We start from the raw sequence: 948 nt of genomic DNA, 5'->3' as shown, positions 1-948 counted from the left end.
TGCGGCCCTTCAAGCTCACCACAATCCCATGACGATCAAGCCCGTTGCCCATGTCACAAGGGCCGCGTAACATTCATTCTGGCAACGTCGGCCCGACGTAGTTCAACACCGATCGGGACATCCCCTGTACCGGCGCATAAACCGTAAAAAGGATTTCAAATCGAAGAGCCGCCGTCATTTCAAGTGCCTTAGTCGAGATGGCAAACAGTGCTACGTGAGGCTTGCAAGCAGCCTGGATGCCCACGTTGAGCCTCCGAAAGTCAAGCCGGTCCCAGATATTCTTGCGTTCAGGTTGAAGTGCGCTGACAAACTCAACTAGACCCAATACGGCTTCTTCGAGTGTGGAATGATCCTTAGCGAGCTCCAGGGATGCTTCTTGGCCGGTGCCATTAAGCACAACGACGGAGGAGTCGAGCGAATTCAAGAAATCTGCAACGTCGCGAGCATTGCCACGTATGTCGAGATCGACATTGAGGAGGCTGGTAACAGGGTCTTCGCCACTCATCATATGCACCGCCGCTGCCTGACTCCATTGTCTACTTCGAAAGGGTTAAAAGGTGGATGAGCAGATTAATAAAGTTCGATCGCGACAGCGCAGAATGCAGGAGAAGCGGACTTTCCGCCGGTCTGATGCGAAGTCCGCGCGGGTTCTGAAATTGGTCTGTTTATCGGGATAGACCGGAAGTGACTGATCAACCTTCTAAGCGGCGCTTTTGACCCTGAGCCGACATTTCCCTTAGCCCGATGGGGCCGTCGCATCTGCAATCCCGCCGCCTGAGCGATAGAGCGGTCCTGTTACGCTTGAAATGCGTTTCACTTGATCGTAACCGGCATGAGGCCCCCACCTAGCCATCCTTCGGCTTGCGCGCGATACAGCCTGGCATGAGCGGATCGGTGGAGGTGTAACGATGGCAAATGCCATGCTTGATGCCAGGCAGGAAGGTGACT

At 54.5% G+C, this 948-nt stretch carries 1 protein-coding gene; it reads right to left on the bottom strand.

The window, feature by feature from the left end; genetic code table 11:
* Nucleotides 1–73: 73 nt before the first annotated feature.
* Nucleotides 74–505, bottom strand: coding sequence for a hypothetical protein (locus ACZYOF_RS43965; RefSeq protein WP_463719617.1), 432 nt, complete (start codon nucleotides 503–505; stop codon nucleotides 74–76).
* Nucleotides 506–948 lie beyond the last annotated feature (443 nt).

Source organism: Bradyrhizobium sp. LeoA1Lang (genome assembly GCF_055413685.1).
Note: the sequence above shows the minus strand (reverse complement) of the source record. Positions and strands in the feature narration are given on the sequence as shown.

Coding starts and splice junctions, on each gene's coding strand:
- ACZYOF_RS43965 (WP_463719617.1), bottom strand. CDS start 505: ATGAGTGGCGAAGACCCTGTTACCAGCCTCCTCAATGTCGATCTCGAC.